Source organism: Klebsiella oxytoca NBRC 105695 (assembly GCF_001598695.1).
In the GTDB taxonomy this organism is placed as follows: domain Bacteria; phylum Pseudomonadota; class Gammaproteobacteria; order Enterobacterales; family Enterobacteriaceae; genus Klebsiella; species Klebsiella oxytoca.
Genome location: NZ_BCZK01000004.1, coordinates 375774 through 399064 on the forward strand (window position 1 = coordinate 375774; position 23291 = coordinate 399064).

General features: G+C 53.8%; 23 protein-coding genes. 8 read left to right on the forward strand and 15 right to left on the reverse strand.

What is annotated here, in order from left to right:
• Positions 1-3: 3 nt before the first annotated feature.
• The 10 genes from recO to rseD all read right to left on the reverse strand — a co-directional run bounded on the left by recO (position 4) and on the right by rseD (position 8541).
• Positions 4-732: a DNA repair protein RecO gene (gene recO, locus KO1_RS09775; RefSeq protein ID WP_024274566.1), complete on the reverse strand. Its 729-nt coding sequence runs from the start codon at positions 730-732 to the stop codon at positions 4-6.
• A gap of 198 nt (positions 733-930) precedes the next feature.
• Positions 931-1836 carry a GTPase Era gene (gene era / locus KO1_RS09780; protein ID WP_004104571.1) on the reverse strand — a complete coding sequence of 302 codons (906 nt, stop codon included), beginning with the start codon at positions 1834-1836 and terminating at the stop codon, positions 931-933.
• On the reverse strand, positions 1833-2513 hold the full coding sequence (gene rnc / locus KO1_RS09785) for a ribonuclease III (protein ID WP_004104573.1): 681 nt from the start codon (positions 2511-2513) through the stop codon (positions 1833-1835). Before rnc ends, era begins: the two co-directional genes overlap by 4 nt.
• 224 nt (positions 2514-2737) lie before the next feature.
• The gene (gene lepB / locus KO1_RS09790; protein WP_004104575.1) at positions 2738-3712 is read right to left on the reverse strand and encodes a signal peptidase I; all 975 of its coding nucleotides are present in this window, start codon (positions 3710-3712) and stop codon (positions 2738-2740) included.
• 15 nt (positions 3713-3727) lie between these two features.
• Positions 3728-5527: a translation elongation factor 4 gene (lepA, locus tag KO1_RS09795; protein WP_004104577.1), complete on the reverse strand. Its 1800-nt coding sequence runs from the start codon at positions 5525-5527 to the stop codon at positions 3728-3730.
• A gap of 185 nt (positions 5528-5712) precedes the next feature.
• Positions 5713-6192: a SoxR-reducing system protein RseC gene (gene rseC / locus KO1_RS09800; protein WP_004104579.1), complete on the reverse strand. Its 480-nt coding sequence runs from the start codon at positions 6190-6192 to the stop codon at positions 5713-5715.
• The gene (gene rseB, locus KO1_RS09805) at positions 6189-7145 is read right to left on the reverse strand and encodes a sigma-E factor regulatory protein RseB (RefSeq protein ID WP_023321438.1); all 957 of its coding nucleotides are present in this window, start codon (positions 7143-7145) and stop codon (positions 6189-6191) included. The genes rseC and rseB overlap by 4 nt, the downstream gene beginning before the upstream one ends.
• A complete protein-coding gene (gene rseA, locus KO1_RS09810) occupies positions 7145-7795 on the reverse strand; it encodes an anti-sigma-E factor RseA (RefSeq protein WP_004104582.1) in 651 nt (216 codons plus the stop codon). The genes rseB and rseA overlap by 1 nt, the downstream gene beginning before the upstream one ends.
• A 32-nt stretch (positions 7796-7827) precedes the next feature.
• Entirely contained in the window at positions 7828-8403 is a 576-nt protein-coding gene (rpoE, locus tag KO1_RS09815) for an RNA polymerase sigma factor RpoE (protein WP_004104583.1), read from the reverse strand.
• 39 nt (positions 8404-8442) lie between these two features.
• Positions 8443-8541 carry a rpoE leader peptide RseD gene (gene rseD, locus KO1_RS28905; RefSeq protein WP_148720832.1) on the reverse strand — a complete coding sequence of 33 codons (99 nt, stop codon included), beginning with the start codon at positions 8539-8541 and terminating at the stop codon, positions 8443-8445.
• Between the two features lie 285 nt (positions 8542-8826).
• Between rseD and nadB the strand changes: the two genes are divergently transcribed.
• Positions 8827-10446 carry an L-aspartate oxidase gene (gene nadB / locus KO1_RS09820; RefSeq protein ID WP_023329931.1) on the forward strand — a complete coding sequence of 540 codons (1620 nt, stop codon included), beginning with the start codon at positions 8827-8829 and terminating at the stop codon, positions 10444-10446.
• Here the strand turns inward: nadB and trmN are convergent.
• Entirely contained in the window at positions 10431-11171 is a 741-nt protein-coding gene (trmN, locus tag KO1_RS09825) for a tRNA(1)(Val) (adenine(37)-N(6))-methyltransferase TrmN (RefSeq protein WP_004104592.1), read from the reverse strand. The genes nadB and trmN overlap by 16 nt on opposite strands.
• A gap of 131 nt (positions 11172-11302) precedes the next feature.
• Here trmN and srmB point away from each other — a divergent pair, with 131 nt between their 5' ends.
• Positions 11303-12634: an ATP-dependent RNA helicase SrmB gene (srmB, locus tag KO1_RS09830; protein ID WP_023321440.1), complete on the forward strand. Its 1332-nt coding sequence runs from the start codon at positions 11303-11305 to the stop codon at positions 12632-12634.
• A 44-nt stretch (positions 12635-12678) separates the two neighbouring features.
• Here the strand turns inward: srmB and grcA are convergent, their stop codons facing one another.
• Positions 12679-13062 (reverse strand): autonomous glycyl radical cofactor GrcA, encoded by a 384-nt coding sequence (grcA, locus tag KO1_RS09835; protein WP_004104596.1) that lies wholly within the window; start codon positions 13060-13062, stop codon positions 12679-12681.
• 311 nt (positions 13063-13373) lie between these two features.
• On the opposite strand from grcA, the gene ung reads away from it, so the two are divergent.
• The gene (ung, locus tag KO1_RS09840) at positions 13374-14063 is read left to right on the forward strand and encodes a uracil-DNA glycosylase (protein WP_004104597.1); all 690 of its coding nucleotides are present in this window, start codon (positions 13374-13376) and stop codon (positions 14061-14063) included.
• 106 nt (positions 14064-14169) lie between these two features.
• On the opposite strand, the gene KO1_RS09845 is transcribed toward ung, so the two are convergent.
• The gene (locus tag KO1_RS09845) at positions 14170-15243 is read right to left on the reverse strand and encodes a tRNA/rRNA methyltransferase (protein WP_024274569.1); all 1074 of its coding nucleotides are present in this window, start codon (positions 15241-15243) and stop codon (positions 14170-14172) included.
• A 203-nt stretch (positions 15244-15446) separates the two neighbouring features.
• On the opposite strand from KO1_RS09845, the gene trxC reads away from it, so the two are divergent.
• From trxC to KO1_RS09870, 5 genes are all read left to right on the forward strand, one after another.
• Positions 15447-15872: a thioredoxin TrxC gene (gene trxC, locus KO1_RS09850; protein WP_004104599.1), complete on the forward strand. Its 426-nt coding sequence runs from the start codon at positions 15447-15449 to the stop codon at positions 15870-15872.
• A 69-nt stretch (positions 15873-15941) separates the two neighbouring features.
• A complete protein-coding gene (locus tag KO1_RS09855) occupies positions 15942-16640 on the forward strand; it encodes a tRNA-uridine aminocarboxypropyltransferase (protein ID WP_004104600.1) in 699 nt (232 codons plus the stop codon).
• A gap of 35 nt (positions 16641-16675) precedes the next feature.
• The gene (locus KO1_RS09860; RefSeq protein ID WP_004104601.1) at positions 16676-19354 is read left to right on the forward strand and encodes a bifunctional acetate--CoA ligase family protein/GNAT family N-acetyltransferase; all 2679 of its coding nucleotides are present in this window, start codon (positions 16676-16678) and stop codon (positions 19352-19354) included.
• A 93-nt stretch (positions 19355-19447) separates the two neighbouring features.
• Entirely contained in the window at positions 19448-20803 is a 1356-nt protein-coding gene (gene pssA / locus KO1_RS09865) for a CDP-diacylglycerol--serine O-phosphatidyltransferase (RefSeq protein ID WP_004104602.1), read from the forward strand.
• Positions 20804-20843: 40 nt separating this feature from the next.
• Positions 20844-21170, forward strand: a complete 327-nt coding sequence (locus KO1_RS09870) for a YfiM family lipoprotein (RefSeq protein WP_004104604.1) — start codon at positions 20844-20846, stop codon at positions 21168-21170.
• 2 nt (positions 21171-21172) lie between these two features.
• Here KO1_RS09870 and KO1_RS09875 read toward each other — a convergent pair whose 3' ends face one another.
• Positions 21173-22471, reverse strand: a complete 1299-nt coding sequence (locus KO1_RS09875; protein ID WP_004104606.1) for an MFS transporter — start codon at positions 22469-22471, stop codon at positions 21173-21175.
• Between the two features lie 273 nt (positions 22472-22744).
• Positions 22745-23200, reverse strand: coding sequence for a DUF4385 domain-containing protein (locus KO1_RS09880; protein ID WP_024274570.1), 456 nt, complete (start codon positions 23198-23200; stop codon positions 22745-22747).
• Positions 23201-23291 lie beyond the last annotated feature (91 nt).

Sequence of the window (23291 nt, forward strand, 5' to 3'; positions counted from 1 at the left end):
TCGTTAATCGTTATTTGTTTTATCGGCCCGTGCGGGCAAAAACTGACGAAACAGCTCGCGACTTTTTAACGGCTTCCCACCAAGATAGGGCTTCAGGGCGATTCGGGTGAAACGCTTTGCCGCGCGCAGCGCATCGCTGTCCGGAAATTCGCGGCTGGCCAGCGCCTTCAGATGGTGCCCGGTAAAGGTGTTGTTATCAATAACCACGCTGGCGATAAAGCCTTTCTCTTCACGGTAGCGGTAGGTCATCGTATCGTCAACCGCTTCTCCGCTGCCGGCGCAGTGCAGGAAATCAACGCCATATCCCAGATGCCCAAGCAGCGCCAGCTCAAACCGCCGAAGCGCCGGTTCCGGCGAACCTGTAGCGCCAGCCAGCGACTGGATACAGTGCAGATAATCGAAAAAGAGTTCCGAGAAGCGCGTTTCGTGCTCAAGCACGCGAGAGAGCAGTTCGTTGACGTAAAGTCCGCTGTAGAGCGTGATTCCGCTGAGAGGGAGCGCCAGCGAGACGGCTTCCGCGCTGCGCAGCGTTTTAACTTCGCCGCGCCCGCCAAAGCGGAGCAGTAAGGGGGTAAAAGGCTGAAGAGCGCCTTTGAGGTTGGAGCGTTTGGAACGTGCGCCTTTTGCAACAAGGCGCACGCGACCGGACTCTTCCGTGAAGACGTCCAGCATCAGGCTGGTTTCGCTCCAGGGACGACTATGCAGTACGAAAGCGCGTTGCCAGCCTTCCATCATACTCGTCGTCTTTCAAGCCGCAGGTGCGTTGGCTGCGCCCACTCACCCCAGTCAATTACTGAAGTAAGCTCCCGGGGACTCGCGGTCTTGCCGCGCGACTCAGCCTCTGGCCTCGCTCCTTCGGAGCCAGCGCAAGCGCTGTTCAAAACACTTTGTGTTTTGTCCTGCACCTCGAAAGCCATAGAGTATCCAAACTTAGAGATCGTCGCCGTAACCGAGACTGCGCAGCGCGCGTTCGTCATCAGCCCAGCCGGATTTCACTTTCACCCAAAGTTCAAGGTGAACCGGCGCTTCAAACATATCCTGCATGTCTTTACGCGCTTCTATACCGATGGTTTTGATTTTGGCCCCTTTGTTACCAATCACCATCTTCTTCTGCCCTTCGCGCTCAACCAGAATCAGGCCATTAATGTCGTAACCGCCGCGCTCATTGGTGACAAAACGCTCAATTTCGACGGTGACGGAATATGGCAGTTCTGCGCCAAGGAAACGCATCAGCTTTTCACGAATGATCTCGGAAGCCATAAAGCGCTGCGAACGGTCAGTGATGTAATCTTCCGGGAAGTGGTGAATCGCCTCCGGCAAATGCTTGCGCACGATACCGGCGATCGTATCAACATTCAGCCCCGTTTCCGCAGAAATCGGTACGATATCGAGGAAGTTCATCTGACTGCCGAGGAACTGCAGGTGTGGCAGAAGATCCGCTTTTTCCTGGACGTTGTCGACTTTGTTGACCGCCAGAATCACCGGCGCTTTACCGTCGCGCAGCTTGTTGAGCACCATCTCGTCGTCCGGCGTCCAGCGGGTCCCTTCAACCACAAAGATAACCAGCTCAACGTCGCCAATAGAGCTGCTTGCTGCCTTGTTCATCAGGCGGTTAATCGCGCGTTTTTCTTCCATATGCAGACCGGGGGTATCGACGTAGATCGCCTGATACGGGCCTTCAGTATGGATACCGACGATGCGGTGACGCGTGGTCTGCGCTTTTCGGGAAGTGATCGAGATCTTCTGCCCGAGCAGCTTGTTCAGCAATGTGGATTTGCCCACGTTTGGACGACCAACGATGGCAATAAATCCGCAGTAGTTCTTTTCTTCGCTCATTCCAGCTCCAGCTTTTTCAGCGCCTGTTCGGCGGCAGCCTGCTCCGCCTTGCGACGGCTAGAACCCGTGCCAACCACCGGTTCACTCAGGCCGCTAACCTGGCAGTGGATAGTAAATTCCTGATCGTGCGCTTCACCGCGAACCTGTACCACCAGATAAGACGGCAGCGGCAGATGACGCCCCTGCAGATACTCCTGCAAGCGCGTCTTCGGATCTTTTTGCTTGTCACCAGGGCTGATTTCGTCCAGACGGCTCTGGTACCAGGAGAGGATAAGGCGCTCAACGTTCTGAATATCGCTGTCGAGGAAAATCCCGCCGATTAAAGCTTCAACGGTGTCCGCCAGTATCGATTCACGGCGAAAGCCTCCGCTTTTCAGTTCACCCGGCCCAAGACGCAGGCATTCACCTAATTCGAACTCGCGGGCAATTTCTGCCAGCGTGTTACCTCGTACCAGCGTCGCGCGCATGCGGCTCATATCGCCTTCGTCTACCCGAGGGAAACGATGATAGAGGGCGTTTGCGATCACAAAGCTCAATATTGAGTCGCCTAAAAACTCCAGGCGCTCATTGTGTTTGCTGCTGGCACTGCGGTGAGTTAATGCCTGTTGCAACAGCTCCTGATGATGAAAAGTGTAGCCCAGCTTCCGTTGAAGCCGATTAATTACGATGGGGTTCATGCGTTACCAATAGATGAATGCGTCAAAAATGCAGCACACGAAACCGACCTGAGTAAAAACCAACGCGGTTTCGTGTGCTGTGTCAATCTTACGAGAGACAACCTAAAACTTCGGGGGGATATTCTATACGCAACGACAAGGGATGTCGTTAGTTTGAATAGATTTAAATATTAAATAATTCACGCTGCCGTTATTGCGGCGGCAGCGTGAATAAGGCAGGAAAATTAATGAATGCCGCCAATGCGCGATAAACGTACGCCGGTAGGCCATTCACCTTCCTGTTTTTCGAAACTCATCCAGATTGCGGTGGCTTTACCCACCAGATTCGCTTCCGGCACAAAGCCCCAATAACGGCTGTCGGCGCTGTTATCGCGGTTGTCACCCATCATAAAATACTGCCCCGGGGGGACAATCCAGGTTGCCAGCGGTAGCCCGGACTGGTGGTAATACATCCCAACCTGATCCTGCGCAATCGGCACGGTCAAAATGCGGTGCGTCACGTCACCCAGCGTCTCTTTACGTTCGGTCAGACGAATTCCATTCGCTTTGGTCTCGCCTTTCGGCAGTTGCCAGAAACCGCTGGTCGCTTCACCGCCGTTGCTGCGGGAGAAGGTCTGTACGAAATCGCTCGGCTCAACGTTGGAGTAAGTGACCGGCAGAGCGTTGCCGCAGGCCTGACCAGAACTGCAGCCCGGCTGGATAGTGACCTGTTTAGCAATCGGATCGTAAGTGACTTTATCACCCGGTAAGCCGACGGCCCGCTTGATATAATCCAGGCGCGGATCCTGCGGATATTTAAAGACAACGATATCGCCGCGCTTCGGATGCCCGGTTTCGATCAGCGTTTTCTGGTAAATCGGATCCTTAATGCCGTAAGCAAACTTCTCTACCAGAATAAAATCGCCGATTAGTAGCGTCGGCATCATTGAGCCGGATGGGATCTGGAAGGGCTCATAAATAAATGAGCGAACCACCAGAACAATCGCCAGTACCGGGAAGATTGAAGCGCCGGTTTCCAGCCAGCCCGGTTTCGGGCCCACCTTTTTCAGCGTTTTCTTGTCCAGCTGGTCGCCGGTCGCCGCCTGGGCAGCGGCCTGACTTTCGCGACGTTTTGGCGCAAAGATAAACTTATCCAGGCACCACAACAGACCCGTCACCAAAGTTGCGATGACCAGGATCAGGGCAAACATGTTCGCCATGCCAACTCCTTAGGGTTATTTGCCGTCTTTACCAACGTGCAGAATGGCGAGGAACGCTTCCTGCGGCAGCTCAACGTTACCGACCTGCTTCATTCGTTTCTTACCTTCTTTCTGCTTCTGCAGCAGCTTTTTCTTACGGCTGACGTCGCCGCCATAGCATTTCGCCAGGACGTTTTTACGCAGCTGTTTAACGGTAGAACGGGCAATGATGTGGTTGCCGATAGCAGCCTGGATAGCGATATCGAACTGCTGACGCGGGATCAGCTCTTTCATCTTCTCAACCAGTTCGCGGCCGCGATACGGCGCATTATCGTTATGCGTGATCAGCGCCAGCGCATCCACGCGCTCGCCGTTAATCAACACATCCACGCGCACCATATTGGAGGCCTGGAAGCGTTTGAAGTTGTAGTCCAGCGAGGCATAGCCGCGGGAAGTAGACTTCAGACGGTCAAAGAAGTCGAGCACCACTTCCGCCATCGGAATTTCATAGGTCAACGCAACCTGATTGCCGTGATAGACCATATTGGTCTGTACGCCGCGTTTTTCGATACACAGGGTAATGACGTTGCCTAAAAACTCCTGCGGCAGCAGCATATGACACTCGGCGATCGGCTCGCGCAGCTCCTGAATATTGTTCAGCGGCGGCAGCTTGGACGGGCTATCGACGTAAATAACTTCTTTCGAGGTGGTTTCTACTTCATAAACGACCGTCGGCGCCGTGGTGATCAGATCCAGGTCATATTCACGCTCAAGACGCTCCTGGATGATCTCCATATGCAGAAGACCCAGGAAGCCGCAGCGGAAACCGAAGCCCAGCGCGGTGGAGCTTTCCGGTTCGTAGAACAGAGAGGCATCGTTAAGGCTCAGTTTGCCCAGCGCATCGCGGAAGTTCTCGTAATCATCAGAACTGACCGGGAACAGGCCGGCGTAAACCTGCGGTTTAACCTTTTTAAAGCCTGGCAGCGCTTTTTCCGCCGGGTTGCGGGAGAGAGTCAGCGTATCGCCGACCGGCGCGCCGAGAATATCTTTGATGGCGCAAACCAGCCAGCCTACCTCGCCGCATTTCAGCTCGGTACGGTCAACCTGTTTCGGCGTGAAGATGCCCAGGCGGTCGGCGTTATACACCTGCCCGGTACTCATCACCTTAATTTTATCGCCTTTACGCATGGTGCCGTTTTTGATACGCACCAGAGAGACGACGCCGAGGTAGTTATCGAACCAGGAGTCGATGATCAGAGCCTGCAGCGGCGCTTCCGGGTCGCCTTCCGGCGGCGGAATGTCGCGCACCAGGCGTTCCAGCACGTCCGGCACGCCAACGCCGGTCTTTGCAGAACAGCGCACCGCATCGGTAGCGTCGATACCGACGATGTCTTCAATTTCTTCCGCCACGCGCTCCGGATCGGCCGCCGGCAGGTCAATTTTGTTCAGGACCGGAACCACTTCCAGGTCCATTTCCATCGCCGTATAGCAGTTAGCCAGCGTCTGGGCTTCTACGCCCTGCCCCGCATCAACCACCAGCAAAGCGCCTTCACAGGCAGCAAGCGAACGAGAAACTTCATAAGAGAAGTCGACGTGGCCGGGCGTGTCGATAAAGTTCAGCTGATAGGTTTCGCCATCAGACGCTTTGTAATCGAGGGTGACGCTCTGCGCCTTGATGGTAATACCGCGCTCACGTTCAAGATCCATGGAGTCCAGAACCTGGGCTGCCATTTCACGATCGGAAAGGCCACCGCAAATCTGGATAATTCGGTCAGACAATGTCGACTTACCGTGGTCGATGTGAGCGATGATTGAAAAGTTACGTATATTCTTCATATTTAGAGTTAATTATGCCTTACGCGAATCATGAGGCCGCTGTACTGTGCCTGACGTTTTTTAATCCGAAAACGCCGCATTCTACACTACATCCACGAAACCAGGAAATGCTCTTACCGCTAGCATAGCTGGAGTAAATGACGAGTTCTTGCGTGAGTTGTAAATAAAGATAAGGGCCAGTGAAATCACTGACCCAATGGTGAGGAAGTCGTCTCGATGCGGACTAAATCTGGCGGTAAACCGACGCTAAGAATCACCGGCTGCCACGACTGCCGGGAAGCCAGGCCCGGCGAGAGGCCGCGCGCTACCAGAAACCCGCCGACGCCGCCCAGTATCGCCCCGCAGAGGGAGGCGAAATCATTGGCAAACAGCACCTGGAATATTGATGCCATTACGAACAAACCCACTAACGGCGCCATATAGACCAATACTGCCGACCCTAGCAGGCTGCTCTCGGCAATACCCAGCTCGACCTTTTGCCCGGCCGACAGCGGCTGTTCGCAGGGAACGCTAATTGTATGGCTGGTTTGCGGCCCTAGCTTATTCAGCACCCGGCTTCCGCAACCGGCGCGAGAAGCGCAGCTGCTGCAGGAGGCTTTGACATCGCAATGCACCAGCGCAACGCCATTGTCCCAGGAAACAACCGTCGCCCACTCTTTAATCATTGTACTGCCCTGAATTTGATACTGTCGGAAATCCGCTTGGCGGTTTGCGGAGGCAGCTCGCCAACAATGGTGATTTCTGCGTTATCATGCACGGTAGTCGCTACGGTACGACGGCCGGTACGCAGTAGCTGATCTGTGCTATTTGCCGTGGCGCGATTGATATTAATGGAGAAACTAAACAGCCCGTCGGAATACAATCGGGACTCTACCGGCCCATCGAAAGTGGGCAGGCGACGCTGGCTGCTGGACACTTCGGCAACACCCTGCGGCAGCCAGGTTGGCGCCCAGTTAAAGTTGGCCTTATTGCCCCCCTCCGGAACGGACAGCTGAGGAGGTAGATTAGCTTTAGACAGGGTTTCCATGCTGGCGCTGACGTTATCGCCAACGTTGAAGGAGACCACCCGGAACTGCTCAAGCGTTTCGCCATCCCGATCAAGCAGATCCACCCGCAGCGGAAGCTTAGTTTCCGCATCCAGCCAGGCGATATAGCTATAGCGGGTACCGTCGCGAGCCACGACGCGAACCACATCGCATAGACGATCGGCAATACGCGTACGCCCAACGGAAATGAAGTCGTAATAGGATGAAAGACGTTTAAAGTCGGAGTAAACCAGCGAGGGCAGCGAATCAACAATATAGTCGCCGTTTAGCGTAAAAGGATCGAGCCCGGGTTCAAAGTAGCTAATCTCCGTTCCGCGCAGCACCACTTCCCGACGGGGGCCGTCGAGCTGGAGAAGCTGAGCCAGAGTGCGATTATCCAGTTTAGCGTGTCGATAGCGCAGCGACTCAACACCCTGCTTGTTGATGCTGACGAAAGAGAGCTCGTAATTAAGGGACTGGCTGGCCAGATTCATCTGCTGCAACAACGCCCCGGACGATGTATCAGCCGAGGCGTTGACGGAGAAGAACAGGCTGCCTGCCATGAGCGACATGGCACACCAAAGTTGCTTCATTACTGCGATTGCGTTCCTAAAGTTTGATAGCCCGGCACCTGAACAGCGGCTTGTTGAGTCTGGGCCTGGCCAAACTGCAGCTGTTCCGCATGCAGGCGACGCTGCAATTCATAATCCTGCAGCATAGCATTAATTCTGCGGCGCTGTTCCTGCACTTGAGCCTGCTGGCCGGTACCTGCTGAGGCATCCGCCGGTACGCCCAGGCTAACCGGGCTGGCCTTACCCATCATCGGCATGGTGTTAAACACCGGCGCTTCCGGCTGCTGAGAGGTATCAGACTGGCCATTATACTGTTGAACGCCAACAATCACAGCCAGAGACACGCACGCGGCAACGCCCATCTGGGTGAGCGAACTGGCCCACGGGCGAACTTTTTGCCAGAAAGGCATCTGACGCCACTGGTGCGGTGCGGGCTGAGATTCCGGAATAAGAGGAACCGTCTGACGAACGGGCTCGTTTTCAATGGCGGCCATGACGCGAGCTGAGATATCAAAATGGAGCATCTCACTCGTATCGCCTCGCAGCGTATCGCGGATGAGATGGTAGCTCTCCCAGGTTTTTTGCATTTCAGATGAACGCTCCAGCTCATTGAGCAGTTCGTTATCCAGCGTTTCACCATCCATTAAGGCCGAAAGTTTTTCTTTCTGCATGCCTGATACCCTTTTCCAGTATTCCGCTATCGTCAACGCCTGATGAGCGGTTGAACTTTATTATCAATAGCTTCTCGCGCCCGGAAGATGCGTGAACGCACTGTGCCCACCGGACAATCCATGATGGCGGCTATTTCTTCATAGCTCATGCCATCCAGCTCCCGCAGGGTAATTGCCATGCGTAAATCCTCCGGAAGCGACTCAATGGTACGAAAGACTATCTGTCTCAGCTCTTCTGACAACATTAAGTTCTCAGGGTTCGAAATTTCTTTCAACGCCCCACCGCTTTCGAAGTTTTCAGCATCATTTGCATCAACATCGCTGGATGGCGGACGGCGCCCCTGAGCAACCAGATAATTCTTCGCCGTGTTTACGGCAATGCGATATAACCAGGTGTAAAAAGCACTATCCCCCCGGAAAGAATCCAGCGCACGCCATGCTTTAACGAACGACTCCTGAACAACGTCAGCGATATCGCCCGGCGGTACGTAGCGGGAGACCAGGCTTGCAACCTTATGCTGATAGCGTACCACCAGCAGGTTAAATGCTTTCTGATCTCCTTTCTGGACCCGTTCAACAAGGACCTGATCCGTTAACTGCTCGCTCATCCGAGGTAATGTCTCCCCAAACCCAATTCCCATGCGTATTCAAAAACACCACCCAATTACTGCATAAATGAGCAAGCAGAGGGTTGGAGTGTCTGAAAACAATAAAGTTCCGTTACGCCTTTGTTTTTCGTTCGGCACCGGCTGACGGATTGTTATCTCTCATTATATGTCCCGGTAGCTAAACGATATGTAAGATAATAAGAAAAAGCGCAAGACCCGCCAGAAGGGTAACGTAACCCGACTTTTATTTCACTATAAAATCTGAAGCTAACGAGCGGCTTCGCAAAACCTTTCGTAGACGTATCTTCCGCCACATTGTGACTCCATGTTTAGCCTGCACAACCAGCAGTAAAAAAAGTGTACGAATTATCGCTGGCTGGTGCTATTGTTCGGTAATCGTGTTTAGTAAATTAAACAAAGACTATGAATACAACTCCTGATTCCTCCTGTGATGTGCTAATTGTTGGCAGCGGCGCTGCTGGTTTATCTCTCGCCCTGCGCCTGGCGGAACGCTGTACGGTCACCGTTCTCAGCAAAGGCCCCATTAGTGAAGGGTCTACTTTCTATGCGCAAGGCGGCATCGCCGCCGTGTTTGATGAAACCGACAGCGTTGAATCCCACATCGAAGATACGCTGATTGCCGGAGCGGGTCTTTGCGATCGCCATGCGGTCTCCTTTGTTGCGAGCAACGCTAAACCCTGCGTTCAATGGCTTATCGATCAGGGCGTTTTGTTCGATACTGAGGTACAGGCAAACGGCGAAGCGAGCTATCACCTGACGCGCGAAGGGGGGCACAGTCACCGCCGTATCCTCCACGCCGCCGATGCGACCGGGAAAGCCGTAGAGACCACCCTGGTGAGCAAGGCGCTGGCCCACCCTAATATCCGGGTGCTGGAGCGCAGCAACGCCGTTGATCTGATTCTCTCCGATAAAATCGGCCTGCCGGGAACGCGGCGCGTTGTGGGAGCCTGGATCTGGAACCGTAATAAAGAAGCGGTTGAGACCTGCAGCGCAAAAGCTGTGGTGCTGGCGACCGGCGGCGCAGCGAAGGTTTATCAGTATACGACCAACCCTGACGTCTCTTCCGGGGATGGTATTGCAATGGCCTGGCGAGCCGGCTGTCGGGTCGCCAATCTGGAATTTAATCAGTTTCACCCAACGGCGCTGTACCATCCGCAAGCGCGCAATTTCCTGTTAACGGAAGCGCTGCGCGGCGAGGGCGCACTGTTGAAACGTCCGGACGGCACACGGTTTATGCCGGAATTTGACGAGCGCGGCGAACTGGCTCCGCGCGACATTGTCGCCAGAGCGATCGATCATGAGATGAAGCGCCTGGGCGTTGACTGTATGTATCTCGATATCAGCCATAAACCGGCAGAATTTATCCGCCACCACTTCCCGATGATCTACGAGAAGCTGCTGGGGCTGGGCATTGACCTGACAAAAGAGCCAGTTCCCATTGTGCCGGCGGCACATTATACCTGCGGCGGCGTGATGGTTGACGATCATGGGCGCACTGATGTTGACGGGCTGTACGCCATTGGCGAAGTGAGCTACACGGGATTACACGGCGCTAACCGTATGGCTTCAAATTCATTGCTGGAGTGCCTTGTTTACGGCTGGTCCGCTGCCGAAGATATCGTTAAGCGTATGCCGTTCGCTCAGGCGGTCAATAAACTGCCTTCCTGGGACGAAAGCCAGGTCGAAATACCTGATGAACTGGTCGTAATACAGCACAACTGGCATGAGCTGCGCTTGCTGATGTGGGATTATGTCGGCATCGTGCGTACCACTCGTCGTCTTGAACGCGCCCTGCGCCGTATTACTATGCTGCAACAGGAGCTGGACGAATACTACGCTCGCTTCCGTGTCTCTAATAATTTGCTGGAGCTGCGTAACCTGGTACAGGTTGCTGAGCTGATTGTACGCTGTGCCATGCAGCGTAAAGAGAGCCGCGGGCTTCACTATACGCTGGATTATCCTGAGCAGCTGCCCGACAGCGGACCGTCGGTGCTCTCGCCGCTGGCTCACATAAAAAGATAAAAATCCTGGGTCAAAGCGGTAAATCCTTCGGAATATTGCTGCTCTGGCCCGCGGATAACTAATCTGTCGCTAAAGCACTCTTCCCCCGCCGACGGCGAAAAAGCCAGCAGAACCCGATGCGGCGGGCGCATTTCCGTTTCCGCGACATCCGTTCGTAGACGCAGATGCCAGCCCATATTCTGCGCCCGCTGCACAAACGCGTTACCGATGTCGACCGGAAGCACAACGCAGAAAAACCCCTCTTCCGTAATAAGTTCGGCGGCGCAGGTTAATAATGTTGCGTGATCGAGAGAGGAAGTGTATCGAGCCTGCTCGCGCTGCGAGGTGGCGCAAGGTACGCCTTCTGCGAAAAAAGGCGGGTTGCTGACAATCAGCTCATAGCGTCGGGTTTGCCGCGGCTGCCATTGCTGAATATCGGCCTGATGAATCTGCAGACGCCCGGCCCATGGAGAATCCGCGGCGTTTTCTCGCGCCTGTTGTGCCGCCTCTTCGTCCAGCTCCACGGCATCCACGATGACCGTCTCCCCGGTACGCTGCGCGAGCATCAGGGCTAACAGGCCGCTGCCCGCGCCGATATCCAGCACGCGCTTAACCTGCGCGATCGGGGCCCATGCGCCAAGTAAAATACCGTCGGTACCCACTTTCATCGCACAGCGATCGTGGGCGACAAAAAACTGCTTAAACGTAAAACCATTGCGCGGCAGCGCGAACTTCGACTGGGACATCCTCGATAACCTTGCGGACAAAAACTCCTGAGCGTAAGGCTATGCACAATACCGGAGAACAGATAGCCTTACAAACAGATGAACATTGCGTCCGTAACGTCTATAATCGGCGGTCCACTCAGAGGTAGATCATGACTGTAACGACTTTTTCCGAACTTGAACTCGACGAAAACCTGCTGGACGCTCTCCAGGACAAAGGTTTCACACGCCCGACAGCCATTCAGGCCGCCGCTATTCCGCCTGCGCTTGATGGCCGTGATATTCTCGGTTCAGCCCCGACAGGCACCGGTAAAACGGCGGCGTATCTTCTGCCCGCGTTGCAGCATCTGCTCGATTTTCCACGCAAGAAATCTGGTCCGCCGCGCATTCTTATCCTGACCCCAACTCGCGAACTGGCAATGCAGGTTGCCGACCACGCGCGTGAGCTGGCAAAACATACTCATCTGGATATCGCCACCATTACCGGCGGTGTCGCCTATATGAACCATGCTGAAGTGTTCAGCGAGAACCAGGATATTGTGGTCGCCACGACCGGCCGCCTGCTGCAGTATATTAAAGAAGAAAACTTTGATTGCCGCGCCGTTGAAACCCTGATCCTTGATGAAGCGGACCGCATGCTGGATATGGGCTTCGCGCAGGATATCGAACACATTGCCGGTGAAACCCGCTGGCGTAAGCAGACGATGCTGTTCTCCGCCACCCTCGAAGGTGACGCCATTAAAGATTTTGCTGAACGCCTGCTGGAAGAACCGGTAGAAGTCTCGGCAACGCCCTCCACCCGCGAGCGTAAAAAAATTCACCAGTGGTATTACCGTGCCGATGACGTCAAGCACAAGACCGCTCTGCTGGTCCATCTGCTGAAGCAGCCGGAAGCGACGCGCTCTATCGTCTTCGTACGTAAGCGCGAGCGCGTTCATGAACTGGCGGGCTGGCTGCGTGAAGCGGGTATCAATACCTGCTGGCTGGAAGGCGAGATGGTGCAGGCGAAACGTAATGAAGCAATTAGCCGCCTGACCGATGGTCGAATTAACGTGTTAATCGCTACCGATGTTGCCGCACGCGGAATCGACATCGCGGACGTAAGCCACGTATTTAACTTCGACCTGCCGCGCACGGCAGATATTTACCTGCACCGTATTGGTCGTACCGGCCGGGCGGGTAAAAAAGGTACGGCTATTTCACTGGTTGAAGCCCACGATCATCTGCTGCTGGGTAAAATTGGCCGCTATACTGAAGAGCCGCTAAAAGCCCGCGTTATTGATGGGCTGCGCCCAACTACCCGCGCGCCAAGCGAGAAGCAAACCGGTAAACCGTCCAGGAAAGTATTAGCGAAGCGTGCAGAGAAGAAAGAGAAAGAAAAAGAGAAGCCGCGCGTGAAAAAACGCCACCGCGATACCAAAAACATTGGTAAGCGTCGTAAACCAAGCGGAGCGGATACCGCGCAGAAGGCAAACGAAGAGTAAAAAAACGCCGGGATATCCCGGCGTTTTTACATCAAAGTTGAGTCTTACAGGCTTTCGGTAAAAGTACGGGCGATAACGTCGCGCTGCTGTTCCGGCGTCAGGGAGTTAAAGCGCACCGCATAGCCAGAAACGCGAATGGTCAGCTGTGGATATTTTTCCGGATGTTCAACCGCATCCAGCAGAGTTTCGCGACGCAGAACGTTCACGTTCAGATGCTGACCGCCTTCAACGCGGACTTCAGGCTTCACGTCTACCGGGATTTCACGGTATTCGATCTCGCCCAGATTGCTCACCGCAACCACGTCATCTTCAGCAAAACCGGCTTTCGCGCACAGGCAGCGGGCTTCGCCTTTTTCGCTATCCAGCAGCCAGAAAGAGTTCAGCAGGTCGTCATTTGCAGCTTTAGTAATTTGGATACCAGTAATCATTTTATGCCTCCCAGGCAGTGTTTGTTCGATTATTGGCCTTCGCGGCCAATTGGTAAAACCATTGTTGTATGAGTGTATATATATCAGCCGGGCATCCGGCATTCTTTGATTTATATCAACAAAAACCCCATCACAAAAGTGGGTATAGGCAGATATTATTGTTTTACATCAAGTTACGCTACACCCTTCACCAAAAAAATTTGTAAATTTTCAATTTTTTTTGCACAAAGAACGCCAGTGGGATGGCGTAAATTTTGTGTTGTAGAAAGATGCAGTTAAGCTATGGCAATGACACTTTGCAGGAGAGCAAAATGACCACCCCATTAACCTGGCACGATGTGCTGGCAGAAGAGAAGCAGCAACCCTGGTTTGTTAATACCTTAAAAACGGTTGCTGAAGAGCGGCAATCGGGCATCACTATCTATCCTCCACAAAAAGACGTTTTCAACGCGTTTCGCTATACCGAGCTAAGCGACGTCAAAGTGGTGATCCTCGGTCAGGATCCCTACCACGGACCAGGACAGGCTCACGGCCTTGCCTTCTCTGTTTTACCGGGCGTTGCGACCCCTCCTTCTCTGCTGAACATGTATAAAGAGCTGGAAGGCACGATCCCGGGCTTTCAGCGCCCAAATCATGGTTATCTCGAAAGCTGGGCGCGTCAGGGGGTTTTGCTGCTTAATACCGTATTAACGGTACGCGCCGGGCAAGCGCACTCTCACGCTAGTCTTGGATGGGAAACCTTTACCGATAAAGTGATTTCACTGATTAACCAGCATCGGGAAGGGGTTGTATTTTTGCTGTGGGGTTCACATGCGCAAAAGAAAGGCGCGATTATCGATCGCCAGCGCCATTGCGTGCTCAAAGCGCCGCATCCGTCACCGCTCTCCGCGCACCGCGGCTTCTTCGGCTGTAATCATTTCGTCCTGGCGAATGAATGGCTGGCTGAACGCGGCGAAGCGCCAATTGACTGGCTACCCCGGCTGCCGGCTGAGAGCGAATAAAGCAGACCAGTGTTAAAAATCAATCACCACCTCCCCAGGAGGTGGTTTAGGGATGACAATGAAAATGCCAGCATTACGCTGGCATTTATCGTTCTGCGACAAGCTATCAAGCTTTGTTCTGTCGCCACCATTCTGCCAGCAGCACGCCGGTTGCCACGGAAACGTTCAGGCTTTCAACGTTGCCGGTGCCTTCGATAGCAATATTCAGATCGGCGCTGGAGATAGCGGCATCAGACAGACCGTCGCTCTCCTGCCCTAATACCAGCACCATCTTCTTCGGCAACTCGGCTTTAAACAGCGGAGTCCCGTTATGGCTGGAAGTTGAAACAATCGCGTAGCCCGCTTTACGGAAGCGCTCAAGCGTATCGATAAAGCTGTCGCCCGTAATCGGTTCAACGTGTTCTGCCCCGCCTTCGGCGGTACGAATCGCGGCACCGGACTCCATAACGCCAGCATCCTGCACAATTACGCCCTTAACGCCGAAGTGCGCGCAGCTGCGCATGATGGCGCCAAGGTTGTGCGGGTTGCCGACATCTTCCAGCGCCAGCACGCAATCTTCAGCGTCGGCTTTCGCCACCCACTGCTCAACAGAGGTGCCATGACGTTTTTTAATCAAGAAGCAAACTCCGCCGTGGTGTTCAGTGCCGGACGCTTTCGCCAGCTCTGCTTCATCAACGACGTGATAAGCTTTACGGTTAGCCGCCATCCAGCGCAGGGCTTCTTTGAAGCGCGGAGTCACGCTCTGGATAAACCAGGCGCGCACAATAGCGTCCGGACGGCTCTGGAAAAGCGCCTGGCAGGCATTTTCGCCGTAAACACGGGTCTCTTCCGCGCGTTGGCGACGCAGCACTTCAGGATCGATAAAGCTTTTTCCGCTGATCCCGCCGTGATCCGCTTTTACCGGCGTCTCATCACCCGGCGCGCGGGATACGGTACGCCACGGAGAGGAACCCTCACCGCCGAAGCCTTCACGCTTGCGATCGTCACGTTTACGATCGCCACCGCGGCTGTCTCTTTCATCGCGCGCAGGGCGGTTACGACCGTCAACACGAGACTTTCCTGGGCGTCCCCCACCTTTCCCGGTACGCGGGTTATGGGTACGTCGGTCAGAATCATCATCACTGCGGACATACATCACTTTGACCTTGCCGCTTTTATTTTTCAGTTCGTCGTCGCTCATTCATTTTCTCCACCTGCGCTGCGCGAAGCGCGCAGATTACCCGATGTGCCATCACTTAGCCATTATTTCATTTAAAAGCCTGAGTCTATCGTAATCATTGAATAAAACTCATTGTCCTTTATTAGTACTGCATCGATAATATGTAACATTACAGAAACAAATCGGCCACGTGCCGCGCTGCAACCCATAACCAGAGGTTAGTTATGAATACCGTTTGTGCCAGTTGTCAGGCTCTGAACCGCATCCCCGACGATCGTAGCGCTGATGGCGCGAAATGCGGGCGCTGCGGCCACGATCTTTTTGACGGCGATGTGATCAACGCGACCGGGGCAACGCTGGATAAACTGCTGAAGGACGATCTGCCCGTTGTCGTTGATTTCTGGGCGCCGTGGTGCGGCCCCTGCCGTAACTTTGCGCCCATTTTCGAAGATGTGGCTGAAGAGCGCAGCGGCGAAATGCGGTTCGTGAAAGTGAATACCGAAATGGAACGCGAACTGAGCGCCCGCTTCCGCATCCGCAGTATCCCGACCATTATGATGTTCAAAAATGGCGAAGTCATCGACATGCTGAACGGCGCCGTACCAAAAGCGCCTTTCGATAGCTGGTTGAACGAAGCCGGCCAGCAATAAACCCGACGGGGCACCGCTTGTGCCCCGTTTTTACCTCTGCGACAATGGCGTTTTTTCTTAGCGATCCCCATGACTGATAACGCCGTCCTTCGCCTTCGCGCCGAACGTCTCGCGCGCGCCACCCGGCCTTTTCTTGCTCGCGGCAACCGTATTCACCGCTGCCAGCGCTGTTTGCTGCCGTTGAAACAATGCCTCTGCGCGACCCTTAATCCCGTTGCCGCCACCAGCCGTTTTTGCCTGGTGATGTTCGATACCGAGCCAATGAAGCCCAGCAATACCGGACGCCTGATTGCCGATATCCTGCCGGATACGGAAGCCTTTCAATGGTCACGAACCGAACCGCCGCAGGCGCTTCTCGATCTCGTTGCCGACGCGAGATATCAGCCAATGGTGGTTTTTCCTGCCTCCTATGCCAGCGCCAGGCGCCGGGTACTTGACGCACCGCTTCCCGGCAAACCTCCGCTGTTTATTATGCTCGACGGCACCTGGCCCGAGGCGCGAAAAATGTTCCGCAAAAGTCCCTGGCTTGATGCGCTGCCGATGATTTCCGTTGATCTGTCCCGCGTCTCCGCTTATCGCCTGCGAGAAGCCCATGCAGAAGGCCAATACTGTACCGCTGAAGTCGCCATAGCGCTGCTGGATCTTGCGGGGGATGTCACCGCAGCCAGCGCCCTTGGCGATCATTTCAGCTTATTCAGAACGCGCTATCTGGCAGGAAAAACACAGCATAAGGGCGGTATCACAGCACAACTGACAGAAAACGTTTAAAATCATTCGGTCACTGGGGATCAAAGGAGACCGGAATGAGCCAACGAGGCCTCGAAGCATTACTGCGGCCGAAATCGATCGCCGTTATCGGCGCATCAATGAAACCACAGCGCGCCGGTTATCTGATGATGCGCAACCTGCTGGCTGGCGGGTTTAACGGCCCTGTCCTTCCCGTTACGCCGGCGTGGAAAGCGGTTCAGGGCGTACTGGCCTGGCCTGACGTCAACAGCCTGCCCTTTACCCCCGATCTCGCGGTGCTTTGCACCAATGCCCGAAGAAACCTTGAGCTTCTGGAAGCATTGGGGCAAAAAGGGTGTAAGACCTGCATTATTCTCTCTTCCCTACCCGAACAGTATCCCGCGCTGCTTGAATGCGCCGCCCGCTATCAAATGCGCCTGCTCGGGCCGAATAGTCTCGGCCTGCTTGCGCCCTGGCAGGGCCTTAACGCCAGCTTTTCGCCGGTTCCTATCCATCGCGGTAAACTGGCGTTTATTTCGCAATCGGCGGCCGTATCCAACACCATCCTCGACTGGGCCCAGCAGCGCGAAATGGGGTTTTCTTACTTTATTGCGCTCGGCGATAGCCTGGATATCGACGTTGATGACCTGCTCGATTTCCTTGCTCGCGACAGTAAAACCAGCGCTATTCTGCTCTATCTTGAACACCTTAGCGACGCCCGTCGCTTTGTCTCCGCGGCTCGTAGCGCATCGCGCAATAAGCCTATCCTGGTGATCAAAAGCGGGCGTAGTCCGGCGGCGCAAAAGCTGCTACACGTCAATTCCGGTATGGATCCGGCCTGGGACGCCGCTATTCAGCGCGCGGGTTTGTTGCGGGTTCAGGATACTCACGAACTGTTCTCTGCGGTGGAAACCCTCAGCCATATGCGCCCACTGCGCGGCGAGAAACTCATGATTATCAGCAACGGCGCAGCGCCGGCTGCGCTGGCGCTGGATGAGCTTTGGCTGCGCAACGGCAAACTTGCCGCTCTCAGCGAAGAGACCAGCGATCTTCTCCGCCAGGCGTTGCCTGAAACCATGGATATCGCTAACCCACTGGATCTCCGCGATGACGCCAGTAGCGAGCACTACCTCAAAGCGCTGAACGTGCTGCTGGATAGCCATGATTACGACGCGCTGCTGGTGATCCATTCACCCAGCGCGGCTGCTCCGGGGACGGAAAGCGCGCTGGCGCTGATTGACGCCCTGAAGCGCCACCCGCGCGGTAAATACGTTACGGTTCTGACTAACTGGTGCGGTGAGTTTTCATCGCAAGAGGCGCGTCGTCTGTTTAGCGATGCGGGACTACCGACCTATCGCACCCCCGAAGGGACGATAACCGCGTTTATGCATATGGTGGAATACCGGCGTAACCAGAAGCAGCTCAGAGAGACCCCGGTACTGCCAGTCTCATTAGCCACTAACACAGCCGAAGCGCATAGTCTGTTACAACGCGCAATCAATGAAGGTGCCACCACGCTGGATACCCATGAAGTGAGTCCTGTTCTGCGTGCTTACGGTATTCATACTCTACCGACGTGGATTGCCGCGGATAGCGCCGAGGCCGTGCATATCGCCGAACAGATAGGTTACCCCGTCGCGCTCAAGCTCCGCTCGCCAGACATCCCCCATAAGTCGGAAGTCCAGGGGGTCATGCTTTACCTACGTACGGCTACCGAGGTACAGCAGGCCGCGGACGCGATTATCGATCGCGTCAAAATGACCTGGCCGCAGGCGCGTATTCACGGACTGCTGGTGCAAAGCATGGCCAATCGAGCCGGGGCGCAGGAGCTGCGGGTCGTCGTCGAGCACGATCCGGTTTTTGGACCGCTGATCATGCTGGGCGAAGGCGGCGTCGAATGGCGAGCAGAAGATCAGGCCGCCGTCGCACTCCCGCCGCTCAATATGAACCTTGCGCGCTACCTGGTCATCCAGGCCATCAAAAGCAAAAAAGTGCGCGGGCGCAGCGCGCTGCGTCCGCTCGATATTCCCGGCCTGAGTCAGCTACTGGTACAGGTATCGAATTTGATCGTCGACTGCCCGGAAATCCAGCGCCTCGATATCCACCCTCTGCTGGCTTCCGGTCACGAGTTTACCGCGCTTGACGTCACGTTAACTCTCGCGCCGTTCACTGGCGATAGTGAAAGCCGCCTGGCCATCCGCCCTTATCCGCAGCAGCAGGAGGAGTGGGTAGTGATGAAGAATGGCGAACGCTGCCTTTTCCGTCCCATACTCCCGGAAGATGAGCCGCAGCTGCTGGCCTTTATCGCACAGGTCACGAAGGAAGATCTTTATTATCGTTACTTCAGCGAAATCAACGAATTTACTCACGATGATTTAGCTAACATGACGCAGATCGACTACGATCGAGAAATGGCCTTTGTTGCCGTGCGCACGACGGCTGAAGGGAATGAGATCCTCGGCGTGACGCGAGCGATCTCCGACCCGGATAACATCGATGCCGAATTTGCCGTACTGGTGCGCTCTGATTTAAAGGGTATGGGTTTAGGCCGTAAGCTACTGGAAAAGCTCATTGCCTATACGCAAAGTCACGGTCTGCAGCGGCTGAATGGCATTACTATGCCTAATAATAAAGGCATGATTGGACTCGCCAGAAAGCTAGGATTCTCAGTTGATATTCAGCTTGAAGATGGAATTGTCAGTTTGTCTCTACAGCTTGTATCTGAGCAATTACAATCGGCTGGCCGCAATTGTTGACTACTTTAACGGGTAGTAATGGTATTATTGCCCGCTTACGTCGTCTGCATGGTACAGAAGACCCTTCAATAAACAGAGAAGAAACGCACTGTGATGTTGTCAAAATTTAAACGCAATAAACATCAACAACACCTTGCCCAACTCCCTAAGCTTTCTCAGTCAGTTGATGATATCGAGTTCTTTTACGCTCCGGCAGATTTTCGGCAAGCGTTACTGGCCAGGATAGCTCAAGCCACCCAGCGTATTTGTATCATTGCGCTCTATCTGGAACAGGATGATGGCGGTAAAGGAATTTTGCAGGCGCTGTACGACGCTAAGCGTCAGCGTCCAGAGTTAGATGTCCAGGTGCTGGTTGACTGGCATCGTGCCCAGCGCGGGCGTATTGGCGTCGCCGCGTCAAACACCAACGCCGACTGGTATTGCCGCATGGCGCAGGAGAACCCTGGCGTCGATATCCCGGTTTATGGCGTTCCGGTCAATACCCGGGAAGCTCTCGGCGTCCTCCATTTCAAAGGCTTTATCATTGATGATTGCGTTCTCTACAGCGGCGCCAGTCTGAACGACGTTTACCTGCATCAGCACGATAAGTATCGTTATGATCGCTACCAGTGCATTCGCAACGCGAAAATGGCCGATGTGATGTTTGACTGGGTTACGAACAACCTGGTGCAAGGTCGCGGCGTTAACCGCCTTGATAAGGCCGATCGCCCAAAAAGCCCGGAAATCAAGAATGAAATCCGCCAGTACCGCCAGGAGCTGCGCGATAGCCGCTACCATTTCCCAGGCGATGCCGACGAAGAACAGCTGTCGGTAACCCCGCTAGTTGGCCTGGGCAAGACGAGCCTGCTGAATAAAACCATTTTCCATCTGATGCCCTGCGCTGAACATAAGCTGACTATCTGCACCCCCTATTTCAACCTGCCGGCTCTGCTGGTACGTAATATCATTCAGCTGTTGCGGAGTGGCAAAAAAGTCGAAATTATCGTCGGCGATAAAACCGCCAATGATTTCTATATTCCGGAAGATCAGCCATTTAAAATTATCGGCGCGCTGCCCTATCTTTATGAAATTAATCTGCGGCGCTTCCTGAGCCGTCTGCAGTATTACGTGAATACTGACCAGCTCATTGTCCGTTTATGGAAGGATGATGATAACAGCTATCACCTGAAAGGCATGTGGGTTGATGATGAGTGGATGCTACTGACCGGCAATAACCTGAACCCGCGCGCATGGCGGCTGGATTTGGAAAACGCGATTCTTATCCACGATCCAAAGCATCAGCTTGGTGCCATGCGCGAAAAAGAACTCAGCCTCATCCGTAAACATACCACGATCGTTAAGCACTATCGCGATCTACAAAGTATTGCCGACTACCCGATAAAAGTACGCAAACTGATCAGACGCCTGCGACGTATTCGAATCGACCGCCTTATCAGCCGTATTCTTTGAATTTCCGCCCCGCTCAGCGGGGCTTTTTCCTGGAATTTGTATGCGCAATATCATGCTTATTGCCCCGCTGTTACTACTGACCGGCTGCAGCCATATGGCCAATGATTCATGGAGCGGTCAGGACAAAGCCCAGCACTTCCTCGCCTCAGCGATGCTTTCTGCCGCAGGTAACGAATATGCCCAGCATCAAGGCTATAGTCGCGACCGGAGCGGCGCTATTGGCTTTATGTTTTCCGTGAGCTTAGGGGCATCGAAGGAGCTATGGGACAGCCGCCCGTCGGGGAGCGGCTGGAGCTGGAAAGATTTCGCCTGGGATGTGGCAGGCGCCACAACCGGCTATGCGGTATGGCAGCTGGCACATCAATAAATCTACAAGCGCAGCCCTTTACCTTTACGATGCAGCGTCAGAGAGACCAGAAAAGCAATCGCCCCCATGACGGTCACGTACCAGTAAAAAGCGTGCTCAATTCCCACAGATTTTAGCGACAGTGCGACATACTCGGCCGAGCCGCCGAATAGCGCATTGGCTACAGCGTAAGAAAGCCCAACGCCCAGAGCACGTACCTGGGCCGGAAACATTTCCGCCTTCAGAATGCCGCTGATTGAGGTGTAGAAACTGACGATCAGCAGGGCGCATATCACCAGAGCAAACGCCGCATACGGCGAACTCACGTTTTGTAGCGCATTAAGAATCGGCACGGTAAAGAGGGTGACCAACGCGCCAAAACAGAGCATTGAGGTACGACGGCCAATCTTGTCCGAGAGGGCGCCAAAAAGCGGCTGAACCAGCATATAAACAAATAAAGCAGCGGTCATAATCATGCTGGCGGTGCCCGCTGTCATACCCGCGGTATTGACCAGATATTTTTGCATATAAGTGGTGAAGGTATAAAAGCTTAACGACCCGGCGGCAGTAAAGCCCAGTACCATAATAAATGCCTTGCGGTTACGCCAGAGCCCTTTGAACGAACCAGCTTCTTTTAACGCGCGCGTTTCCTGCTTAGAAGTTTCGTCCAACTGGCGTCGCAGCCACAAGGCCACGATAGCCAGGACTGCGCCAAGGGCAAACGGAATACGCCATCCCCAGGCATGAAGATCTTCATCACTGAGGATCTGTTGTAATGCAACAACAACCAGCACCGCCAGAAGTTGACCACCAATCAGCGTGACGTACTGAAATGAGGCATAGAACCCTTTCTTACCTTCTACGGCAACTTCGCTCATATAGGTGGCGCTGGTACCGTATTCCCCCCCGACGGATAATCCCTGGAATAAACGTGCAAGCAGAAGCAGAGCCGGAGCCCAGGTTCCTATCGTTGCATAACCCGGCAGGCAGGCTATCACCAGTGAACCAAAACACATCATGCATACGGAAATCAGCATAGAAGTTTTGCGTCCACGACGATCAGCAATGCGCCCGAATATCCATCCGCCGATTGGACGCATCAGAAAACCGGCAGCAAACACTCCTGCCGTTTGTAACAATTGGGTTGTGGTATTCCCGGAAGGAAAGAAGATGTGCGCGAAATAGAGTGAGCAAAATGAATAGACATAAAAATCAAACCATTCCACCAGATTCCCTGACGATGCCCCAACAATGGCCCATATACGGCGCCGGGTATCGGCATGTTCCAGCGATTCACGTTCGCTAATACTGCTTTCTGTCATTGTAATTCTGCTCCAGCAAAGACTGCAATCTGCCTCATCGGGTGTCCCCGCGCCATCAGGCAAATCAGTTAGTAAATCAAATGTTATATAATTGTTATTTTTTAGTTTGTGATGCTATTCACATTTTTTTTCGTAATGTATCTTTTCGCGATTAAAAGTAGATTCTTAAGGATTAACAAAGTGAAATATGGTGAAGATCGGGCAATACAGTTTTTTATATAGGCTAAATCACGGTAAATATTTATGCGGGGCGAGGAACATTGAGGTTGAAAATTACCCCCATTGAGCCTGATGTTTCTTTTTTCTCTGGAGATAATCTTCATCCTGCCGAAGTTTATCCCACCATTGTTTAAAGACTGCCGCAGCTGCTGCCTTAACAGGATCATTACCACGTGGATTCAGGCAGCCATCCTTTGCATATTTTTTACCACCTTTGTAATTGGCATAACGCCTTGCCCGGGTGTAGCCCATCTGAATAAATTTTCGTGCCATATCCATACCAACGAAATCATTCTGCTGTCGATAAAACTCGAAGAGCTGATAAATTTCCCTGGCAGATTCAGTCGCGGATGCTTCATCTTTATAGCGCCAGTAGGGAAGGATTTCGCTTTTATAGGGCTCAACCAACAACACGCCCTGTTCGCCTCTTCCTACCTGATAGAGCTCCGGGTGCTGGCGAAAATCGATGCAGGAAAAGTCTTGCTGGTAATTAAAAGGCTTAATGGCCATTATTTTCTCTCATGCCCACAGGTACATATTATAAGCCTGGTACATAAGTCTGGAATGTGGAGAGGGAATTACTCTGGATCTTATACAGGGA

Bases quoted from the DNA above. Each gene is read 5' to 3' on its own strand.
- trxC (WP_004104599.1), top strand. From the start codon at position 15,447: ATGAATACCGTTTGTGCCAGTTGTCAGGCTCTGAACCGCATCCCCGAC.
- KO1_RS09875 (WP_004104606.1), bottom strand. From the start codon at position 22,471: ATGACAGAAAGCAGTATTAGCGAACGTGAATCGCTGGAACATGCCGAT.
- rseA (WP_004104582.1), bottom strand. From the start codon at position 7,795: ATGCAGAAAGAAAAACTTTCGGCCTTAATGGATGGTGAAACGCTGGAT.
- KO1_RS09845 (WP_024274569.1), bottom strand. From the start codon at position 15,243: ATGAGCGACGACGAACTGAAAAATAAAAGCGGCAAGGTCAAAGTGATG.
- grcA (WP_004104596.1), bottom strand. From the start codon at position 13,062: ATGATTACTGGTATCCAAATTACTAAAGCTGCAAATGACGACCTGCTG.
- lepA (WP_004104577.1), bottom strand. From the start codon at position 5,527: ATGAAGAATATACGTAACTTTTCAATCATCGCTCACATCGACCACGGT.
- pssA (WP_004104602.1), top strand. From the start codon at position 19,448: ATGTTGTCAAAATTTAAACGCAATAAACATCAACAACACCTTGCCCAA.
- rpoE (WP_004104583.1), bottom strand. From the start codon at position 8,403: ATGAGCGAGCAGTTAACGGATCAGGTCCTTGTTGAACGGGTCCAGAAA.
- ung (WP_004104597.1), top strand. From the start codon at position 13,374: ATGACCACCCCATTAACCTGGCACGATGTGCTGGCAGAAGAGAAGCAG.
- KO1_RS09860 (WP_004104601.1), top strand. From the start codon at position 16,676: ATGAGCCAACGAGGCCTCGAAGCATTACTGCGGCCGAAATCGATCGCC.
- rseB (WP_023321438.1), bottom strand. From the start codon at position 7,145: ATGAAGCAACTTTGGTGTGCCATGTCGCTCATGGCAGGCAGCCTGTTC.
- nadB (WP_023329931.1), top strand. From the start codon at position 8,827: ATGAATACAACTCCTGATTCCTCCTGTGATGTGCTAATTGTTGGCAGC.
- era (WP_004104571.1), bottom strand. From the start codon at position 1,836: ATGAGCGAAGAAAAGAACTACTGCGGATTTATTGCCATCGTTGGTCGT.
- lepB (WP_004104575.1), bottom strand. From the start codon at position 3,712: ATGGCGAACATGTTTGCCCTGATCCTGGTCATCGCAACTTTGGTGACG.
- srmB (WP_023321440.1), top strand. From the start codon at position 11,303: ATGACTGTAACGACTTTTTCCGAACTTGAACTCGACGAAAACCTGCTG.
- KO1_RS09855 (WP_004104600.1), top strand. From the start codon at position 15,942: ATGACTGATAACGCCGTCCTTCGCCTTCGCGCCGAACGTCTCGCGCGC.
- recO (WP_024274566.1), bottom strand. From the start codon at position 732: ATGGAAGGCTGGCAACGCGCTTTCGTACTGCATAGTCGTCCCTGGAGC.
- rnc (WP_004104573.1), bottom strand. From the start codon at position 2,513: ATGAACCCCATCGTAATTAATCGGCTTCAACGGAAGCTGGGCTACACT.
- trmN (WP_004104592.1), bottom strand. From the start codon at position 11,171: ATGTCCCAGTCGAAGTTCGCGCTGCCGCGCAATGGTTTTACGTTTAAG.
- KO1_RS09880 (WP_024274570.1), bottom strand. From the start codon at position 23,200: ATGGCCATTAAGCCTTTTAATTACCAGCAAGACTTTTCCTGCATCGAT.
- rseC (WP_004104579.1), bottom strand. From the start codon at position 6,192: ATGATTAAAGAGTGGGCGACGGTTGTTTCCTGGGACAATGGCGTTGCG.
- KO1_RS09870 (WP_004104604.1), top strand. From the start codon at position 20,844: ATGCGCAATATCATGCTTATTGCCCCGCTGTTACTACTGACCGGCTGC.